General features: G+C 57.2%; 6 protein-coding genes, 1 tRNA gene and 1 pseudogene. 3 read left to right on the top strand and 5 right to left on the bottom strand.

Annotated features, from left to right (window positions below; genetic code table 11):
• The 3 genes and pseudogenes from BSG17_RS26530 to BSG17_RS24530 all read right to left on the bottom strand — a co-directional run.
• Positions 1-122, bottom strand: a pseudogene (locus tag BSG17_RS26530) (IS110 family transposase); the annotation flags it as partial.
• A gap of 336 nt (positions 123-458) precedes the next feature.
• Positions 459-533 (bottom strand) — tRNA-Thr (locus BSG17_RS24535).
• Positions 534-943: 410 nt separating this feature from the next.
• Positions 944-2,449 (bottom strand): alkaline phosphatase D family protein, encoded by a 1,506-nt coding sequence (locus BSG17_RS24530; RefSeq protein WP_211609333.1) that lies wholly within the window; start codon positions 2,447-2,449, stop codon positions 944-946.
• 300 nt (positions 2,450-2,749) lie between these two features.
• Here BSG17_RS24530 and BSG17_RS24525 point away from each other — a divergent pair, with 300 nt between their 5' ends.
• Entirely contained in the window at positions 2,750-3,088 is a 339-nt protein-coding gene (locus tag BSG17_RS24525; RefSeq protein WP_089827999.1) for a TRAM domain-containing protein, read from the top strand.
• Between the two features lie 117 nt (positions 3,089-3,205).
• On the opposite strand, the gene BSG17_RS24520 is transcribed toward BSG17_RS24525, so the two are convergent.
• Both BSG17_RS24520 and BSG17_RS24515 read right to left on the bottom strand, forming a co-directional pair.
• The gene (locus BSG17_RS24520) at positions 3,206-4,720 is read right to left on the bottom strand and encodes a lipopolysaccharide biosynthesis protein (RefSeq protein WP_089827998.1); all 1,515 of its coding nucleotides are present in this window, start codon (positions 4,718-4,720) and stop codon (positions 3,206-3,208) included.
• Positions 4,721-4,763: 43 nt separating this feature from the next.
• Complete coding sequence (locus BSG17_RS24515; protein WP_089827997.1) at positions 4,764-5,930, bottom strand: glycosyltransferase; 1,167 nt, start codon at positions 5,928-5,930, stop codon at positions 4,764-4,766.
• A gap of 114 nt (positions 5,931-6,044) precedes the next feature.
• Between BSG17_RS24515 and wecB the strand changes: the two genes are divergently transcribed.
• Together wecB and BSG17_RS24505 are read left to right on the top strand one after the other, a co-directional pair.
• Complete coding sequence (gene wecB, locus BSG17_RS24510; RefSeq protein ID WP_089827996.1) at positions 6,045-7,154, top strand: non-hydrolyzing UDP-N-acetylglucosamine 2-epimerase; 1,110 nt, start codon at positions 6,045-6,047, stop codon at positions 7,152-7,154.
• A 93-nt stretch (positions 7,155-7,247) separates the two neighbouring features.
• Positions 7,248-8,456 (top strand): glycosyltransferase family 4 protein, encoded by a 1,209-nt coding sequence (locus BSG17_RS24505; RefSeq protein ID WP_089827995.1) that lies wholly within the window; start codon positions 7,248-7,250, stop codon positions 8,454-8,456.
• Positions 8,457-8,463 lie beyond the last annotated feature (7 nt).

Here is an 8,463-nt window from a genome sequence, read left to right as displayed (position 1 = left end):
TAGCGCTGGGCGAGGTCGTCGAGGTTCGCGTTTTTGACGCGAACCTCTTCGACAAGCTCACCAGCCTGATCGATTACTGCCACTTGCGCGTACCGCTTGTGTAAGTCGATTCCGAGGTACATGGTTCGTTCCTCCGGGACGCCGGTGCGTGAACAGAAATTCACCTATGCGGGCTTTCCCGGATGCCGCGCCTCGCGGCATCCGGGCTGTCTCGCCCAAGTCTCGGCTTCCTACGCACTCGGACCAGTCAGCACGACGTGCTCTCGGGCACGGAACTCAGGTCGGTCTCTTGCGCCCCATACTTTGTTCACGCGCTCTATGGGTAGCAGAATTTCCATCGAGTCAGCACGCCCACAGAAACCTCCCCAGCAGTTGTCAGGAGCTGCCTGCAGACGCAGAAAAAAGCAAAGTGGAGAACAACAAAATAGTCTGACGGTTACGTGAATCGATGAAAAAGAAGCCAAGAGAGAGATTTGAACTCTCGACGAGCTCCTTACAAAGGAGCTGCTCTGGCCAGACTGAGCTACCTTGGCAGTTTGCTCGTACTGTGTTTCGCTTCTGGATTACTAAGACCGTACTCATTTAGTGGCGCCTGAAGCTCCTGGAGATCGACTCTGAACCGAGACCAAACAGACGCGGGTGTCCGTATAAGATTTGACCACCTAACTGTTCGCGAACACTGTCACCGTGAGCACGGAGTCATCGTCATTACTCGCCGAGTACTCTTGATTAGTGAATGAGGCTGAGCATCTACCTATTTTCTGGCGATCCTTATCACAACGCCGCCAAAGACAATGACGTGAGACGGTGAACGATTTACACATGCAGCGACTGGGTTGGTCAGGAGAGAGGCAGTGTGTAGAGACCCTCCACTGCCGTCCAAGGAGCGAATGTATTGTCACTCATATACAGACTCCCAATGTTGAGGGCGGATTCTGACCGATTAGTTTTCGATCTCTTTCGCTCCTGGTTCACCCTCATCTACAACGAAGGTAGCGAGCGTCTCGACGTCAGCGGTGGGGTCAGCACGCGTGTCGTATTTCGACTTATTGCCGTTGGCAACGACCCGAAAGTCTGCTTGCCACGTCTCTGGCGTCACAGTAAAACGGAGGTACCCATTGTGATCGCCATCGAAGAACTGGACATGTGGATTCTCTGAGAGGGCTTGTTCAACGTCGTCTGCCCATGATTCTCCGGAACTGATTGACGTCGTAAGGAACTCGGTTGCTAACGTTTCCGAGTCGCTCTTATCGAAGTCCGCTTTCAGGTTGTTTGCCCAGTTAGTGTGCCAGTCGCCAGAGACAACAATCGGATTCACGTCGGGTGTTCGTTGGAAGATGTCGAAGAGTCTGTTGCGAGGGGCGACGTAGCCGTCCCATTGGTCAACGTTAACAAGTTTTTCATCACTGGTATCATAGTCGTATTCAGACATCATCGTCTGTTGGGCAAGCACGTTCCAAGTTGCCCGTGACTCCGTCAATCCTTCCTCCAACCACTGTTCTTGGTCATCGCCAAGCATCGTTCGAGAGGTGTCGAACCGTTCGTCACAGTTCGCGGATAACCAGTCACCACAGGGCTGGTCAGAGCGATACTGGCGAGTGTCCAAGACGTGGATGTCCGCCAAGTCGCCGAACGAGAACCGACGGTACATATCGATATCAGGACCATCAGGTTGTGAGGACTGCCTCAATGGCATGTGCTCGTAGTACCCCTGAAGTCCGTTGGCTCGTTTTTCGAGGAATTCTTGTGGGTCTTGATCTGCTTCCCCGTCTTCCTGAGATTGCTCGTCTGCCCAGTTGTTCTCAATCTCGTGATCGTCGAATGTGACGATGAAGGGGAACGATGCGTGAGCATCCTGTAAATCAGGCGAAGTCTTATAGAGCGCGTGAAGCAGGCGATAATCTGTGAGCGTTTTCGTATCACCCTTTTCGTAGATATAGTCGCCAACATGCACAACAAAATCAAACTCTTCCTCTGCCATGTTCCGATAGGAAGCATAGCGGCCGCCAACCCATGCTTGACACGAGGCGAGTGCGAACTGTAGCTGGTCTATCTGCGATTCAGCTAACGGAGCCGTTTGGGTTCGACCGATGCGACTGACCGCATCTCGTGCTCGGAACCGATAGTAATATTCGCGGTCTGGCTGCAATTCGTCGACCGTGACGTGTACTGAGTGGGCGTGGTCCGGTGTCGCAGAAACGGTTCCCCGGTCGACAATCTGCTTGAACGACTCGGTTTTAGCTACTTCCCAGCGTACGCGAACGTTTCGATCTGGCATTCCGCCTTGACTATCTTCGGCTAACGGCTTTGGGGCGAGTCGAGTCCAGAGTACGACCGAGTGAGGGCGCGGATCACCAGATGCGACGCCGAGGCTGAATGGATAGTCGCTGAAAGAGCCAGACTCTTCCGTTTTGGCGGCAGCGACGCCGCTTGAACCAAGGGTAGCCATCACAGCTATACCACCCGCCTTTCGGAGGACGTCACGTCGTCGTTGAAGCAGTATTTCTGTGTCCGTTGTCTCGTGCGTCTGTTGGTCAGCGTTGTCAGTGTCGCTCATTTCGTTTACCCAGTCGGTTAGACTCTAATCCTAAAGATGAGATTTTATAATATTAACAAATATCAGAAAAAGGACGGCAAAAGAGACACCTTCTCGTACGAAGTTGCAGTAGCGGTCTATATATCTCAATACAGAGCAGTATTAATATTATAAACTTTCAGCAATGGGCTCTTCTCGTATTCGAACGCATGCGTGAGAACCCCAGCCGGCGCGAAACTACAGAGTGGCCTCAACGTCGTCGAGCACTGTCGTGTTGGCGTGCTCACGCACACCGCCGCGTCGTCGCCAAGTGAGTCTGCCGCCGCCCCGAATACGTCGCCAGATGCTCAGCAGGGCCCGCCTGTCGACGCGGGTGAGGTCCGGGAGGTCACAATCGAGACGCTTGGTGAGCAAGGTGACGGTATCGCGAAGGTCGAACGCGGCGACGTCGTTATCGTCGACGGTGGCCACCCCGGCGAGGTTGTGGACGTGAAGATTCAGACGGTTCGCGAGAACGTCGCCTTCGCCGAGATTGTTGAGGCCGAGTCGTAGCATCCTCTGAAGGCTGGCACAGTACTGGACATCTCTTTCAATCGTCGTGCGTAATTCGACGTCTCAGACACGTCTTTCCACAGTTCCACCCAAGATCGAAAATTCGCAGTTTTTTGATTAGGCATCGCTGCTGCTGGCTGTGGCGACGACCGATCGGATCACTGCTGGGGCCTCGTACCCGAAAATCAGCTCTTGCAGAGCGACGGCAGCGGTGTAGATCACGACGCCGACTATTACGAGCGCAGCGAACGCAAGAATACCGTCATGGAGAGAAAGCGATTCACGAACCGTGACAACACCGAACCCCATGATTATGCTGGCGATTGCGGGAAACCCAACGATTCGAAAGAAGCGTTTGAAGCTCCCGTTGACTGTGCGCACTGCTACGTAGGAAGCGATAGGCTCAGAGAAGAGAACCGAGTTGATGACGATGACTGCTGCCGTCCCGGCAATGCCGTACGCCTCAGTCGCTGGATAGATGAGTGCCGCGATTAGCAACAGTTTCCCGAACTGAATCTTTGTTGCGTAGTCCGGACGACCGACCGCTTGGAACAGCGGTCCAGTTGTTGCACCAAGTGACCGGAGTAGTCCCCAGAGTGCTAGTACCTGCATGACGAGAGCTGCGTCAGCCCACTCTGGCGGAAGAAAGGTCGCGACAAACGTGGGGGCAATGACGACGATTCCGACTGCGGTCGGGAACGACAGCACCGTTGTCAGGGTGAGTGCCTGGTAGAAAGCACTCCGGAGACGCTCGATATCGTCCTGAAGCTTCGAGTACGCGGGGAAGGCGACGCTCGAGACAACGTGAGTGATCTCGGTCGCCGGTGCGTTCGAAAACCGATAGGAGAACTGATAGATACCGAGCGCGCTGGCGCCGAGGAACCACCCGACGAAGGCGTCGTCACCCTCGTTGATGAGGAAGACGAGAAGCCCCGAAGCAGTAATCCACTTGCCGTATCCGAGTAGTTCGCTGGCCCGTCCGCGATTGAGCGAGGGACGCGGCCGGTGCTCGTGGATGACGTAGGAGATGATGAGTGCAACCACGCCCCCTACGATGTCCCCGATAACGAACGCCCACGCACTACGAAGGACGAGTGCAGCAACAATGGAAACGACGGCAATGGTGGCTGCTTTGCCGACGCGATAGAGGAACTCACGGTGAAACGTGAGGTTCTTCCGGAAGTAGACGATGCCGGGATTCTCGAGGCCCTTAAGTAAGGGTAACACAGCCATCGCCTGAATGAGTGGTTCCGCCCGCGGGTTCCCGAAGAAATCAGCGATGAGTGGGGCAGTGAGAAACGCGACGAGTCCGATGGCCAGTCCACGAAGAACTCGAAGCGTCCACGCCGTATCGAGGTACGGGTCGACGTTGTCTTCGTGGTGTTCGATAAGTGCCTCCTCGATACCAAGTTTCGACACCCGGCGGAGTGCCGCAAGTGTCAGCAGTGCGAACCCGACTAGACCGAACTCGGTCGTCGAGAGCAGCCACGTGAGTACCCCGAGTTTCAGGAACTGGAGCGCCCGACCGAGACCGTTGGCGAGCGACGCCCAGATTCCACTCTTGACGGCTTGTTCACCAACGCTGCCGCCGGGGATTAGTCCGACAACCAGCTGCTTCAGTCGACTTAGCACTTTGCCACCCTACTACGGCTGTCGGTCGTGCTCGAAAAGACGTTCACGATACCTTGCCGACTGCCACATCAACGTTGGTCGCCTCGCTCTTCGTGTTCTCAGCGACTACTTCGGCCACCTTCTGGTTTCCATTCTTGGCGGCGCGATACACCGTCCGTGTTCGGTCGGCGACGGTGCCCCAATCGTTCCGTGCTGCCTGTTTACGGTTCTTCACTCCAATCGATGAGGTCGCTTCTTCGCAGACCCGACGCATCTGTCTCGGGAGACCGGTTGGGTTCGCTGGGTCGTAGAGTAGATCGTTCGCCTCCGCGAGTGTATCGGGGAGACAACCCATCCGTGGGGCGACGACAGGGCGGCCAAACGACATCGCGAGGACGACGCTCCCAGATGTGAGCACACGCTCGAACGGGAGGACGACTGCATCAGCGGCAGCGAAGTAGTGTTGGACCTCGTCGTCGGGAATGTAGCCGAACACGGTCTCCACATGGTCAGTGTCATCACATACCTCGAGCAGTGCCGCCCGATCGTCGGCATTCGTCGGAGAGCGCCCGGCGATGAGGAGACGGCTCTCGGGCGCGTCCAACTTGCCGAACGTTTCGACGAGTCGGTCGACTCCTTTGTACGGGCGGATGTTCCCGAAGTGGAGAAAGATAGTCGCATTCGACGGCAGGGAGAGTGTCTCTCGGGCCTCTGTTTGTGAGATCTCGTCAGGATAGCTCCCAATGTAGTTGCCGTGTGGGATGACAGCAACTTGGGAGGCATCTTCTATCGGGATGTCGTACGTCTCGACGATTTCACGGCGAGCAGTGTCGCCGTGGGTGATGAGAGCGTCACAGCGGCTGGCGACCAGTTGGCGGACCGTGAGTTCGATTCGGGGGTGTCGACGTTCGTGGTCAAGAGTGTTGTGAACTGTCCAGACGATCGGAATCCCGAGAGTTTTGCAAATCATGACCTCAAAGAGCAGTCTCACGCCGAGAACTAACGTGACGACTTTGCTATGCATGACGAAAAGCGAGTGCGCCCAGTGGAGGTGGAGTACGTCCGGACGGTCGGCATAGATCGATTGCAGGATCGGGAACGGCGCTTCGTGGTCCCCCGTCCGGATAGTCGTATTCCGCTCTTCGAGAGCGGTACTGAGCTCTCGCTGATATGGGTTATCGTCGTAGTAGGGGAGAAAGAGCACATCCAATGGGTCGTCTTCGCGGGACACTTGTCGTTTCAGTGGTTTCCGACGAAGTACAATAAGTGCTGTCGCCGAAGAATGTAACCTCTCTCGAATTTAATGCCAAAACATACATTCAACTATCCCGTGAAGCAGGGAACGATGACCGCATCTGCGGGTGATGGCCACCCTGAAGTCGTTGTCGTCGTTGGCACACGTCCCGAGATAGTCAAGTTGGCACCCGTGGTTCGGGAACTCCAGCGGGTCGACGAACTCGATTTCTCGCTCCTCCACACGGGACAACACTACGACGACGAACTCAGTGGTTCCTTCTTCGAGACGCTGTCGCTCCCTGCGCCAGACATCTCTCTCGATGTCGGTAGCAGTGACCACAGCCAACAGACGGCCGATGCGCTGGCAGCACTCGGTGACGTACTTCGTTCACGCGACCCCGATGTGGTCCTCGCCCAAGGTGACACGAATACGGTTCTCTCAGCGGCGCTCGCAACGAGTAAGCACACTGCACGGTTCGGCCACGTCGAGGCTGGAATTCGGAGTTTCGACCGTTCGATGCCTGAGGAGGTCAACCGCGTCGTCGCCGACCGAGTAAGTGACTGGCTGTTCGCACCGACAGCCACGGCCGTTGACAACCTCGCTGCCGAGGGGATCGGCGACGGCGTCGTCGAGACAGGAAACACCGTCGTCGATGCTTGTCTCCGGCACCGTGAACTTGCCGTCGAGACCTCAGGTGTGCTCACTCGACTCGACCTCACCCCCGACGAGTACGTTCTCTCGACGATTCATCGGCCCCGAAACACCGACGACGAGGATCGACTGCGAACAGTCGTCGAGACACTCGACGCAGCCGACCGTCCAGTCGTCCTTCCGGCACATCCGCGACTCCAGCAGGCGCTCGACGGAATCGACTTCGTCCCCACAGACTCGCTTCGTGTCGTCGACCCGCTCGACTATCTCGATTTCATCGCACTCCTGTCCACTGCTCGGGTCGTCGTCACAGACTCGGGGGGAGTTCAAGAAGAGGCCTCGATCCTTGAAGTCCCCTGTCTGACTGTTCGACCGAACACCGAACGGCCAGAGACAGTCGACGCTGGCGTGAACGAACTCGTCGACCCGACTGACCTCAGTCGTCGACTTCGAGCAGTCAGTGAGAGAGAGCGTGACGAGATGACCGGTGCCCAGACGCTTTATGGCGATGGAAAGGCAGGCCAACGAATCGTCGACCACCTCGTCGACGAACTGAACCCGAGGTAAGTGCGTTTATGTCACTCCCGGGCGGCAGTCGAACCAGCCAAATGGAGATAGACACGACTGCGGTCGGAGTCGACGGTCGGGGGCACCATTGAGATGCGGATCGGAATGGTACTTCGTGGGTTCTTCCCTCACGACATTCGTATCGAGAAGGAAGCACGGACGCTCGCCGACGCGGGCCACGAGGTGTTTCTCCTCTGTCTCGGCAAGCCTGACCAACCGCCGACCGAGCGGTTCGAGGATATCGAGGTAATCCGCATCCACCGCCGCGAGACCTACAACACGGTTCAGCGGACGCTCAAGACGTTCCGATACGTGACGACGCTGTACGATACCATCTGGGCGCGTGAGATGCGGACGTTCATCGAGACCAACGACATCGAAGCGCTCCACGTCCACGATCTGCCACTCGTGAAGACGGGACTCTCGGTCGCCGACGAGTACGACCTCCCGCTCGTAGCAGACCTCCACGAGAACTACCCGGAGGCAGCCAACCAGTGGCGAAAGGGAATGTCGCTGCCACGACGACTCGTCCAGAAGACGTTCACGCCGCGAGTTCGATTGAAGCGACTGGAGCAGAACTGCGTCCAGCAGGCCGACCACGTTGTTACTGTCGTCGAGGAAGCCCGTGCGCACTATCTCCGGGACTGTGGCGCGGACCCGACGGCAGTCTCTGTCGTCTCCAACACGGTCGAATTGGCGCGGTTCGACGATGCTGAACTGGACGACCTCGGCTACGACGACGAGTTCGTCATCAGCTACGTTGGGAGTTTCGGGCCTCACCGCGGTATCGAGACGGCCATCCGGGCGATGCCAGCTGTAGTTGAGGCGGTGCCGAACGCGCGACTCTTGCTCGTGGGCTCGGCTGGCGAAGACGCCTACCAGCAGAAACTCGAACGCATCGCCGCCGAGAGCGGCGTGGCCGACAACATCACGTTCACTGGCTGGGTTGACTTCGCGAAGGTCCCCTCCTACATCGACGCGAGCGACGTCTGTTTTGTCCTCCATACGGAGAATCCCCACACGTCAACGACGATTCCACACAAACTCTTCCAGTACATGGCCTTCGAGAAACCCGTCGTCGTCACCGATGTCGGCCCCCTGGGCCGCATCGTTCGTGAGACTGACTCGGGCTCTGTCGTCGACGATGGCGATTCCGCTGCAATGGCCACTGCCGTAATCGACCTCGCGACGAACGAAGACCGAACCAGAGAGATCGGGCGGAACGCCCGCCAGGCCGTCGACGAACGCTACAACTGGGCAAACGAGGGTGAGTCGTTGCGAGGCGTATACGAGTCGTTGTAGTCGCGAC

This window comes from Halogranum amylolyticum (genome assembly GCF_900110465.1).
Lineage (GTDB): Archaea > Halobacteriota > Halobacteria > Halobacteriales > Haloferacaceae > Halogranum > Halogranum amylolyticum.
This window is presented reverse-complemented; position numbering and strand designations above follow the sequence as displayed.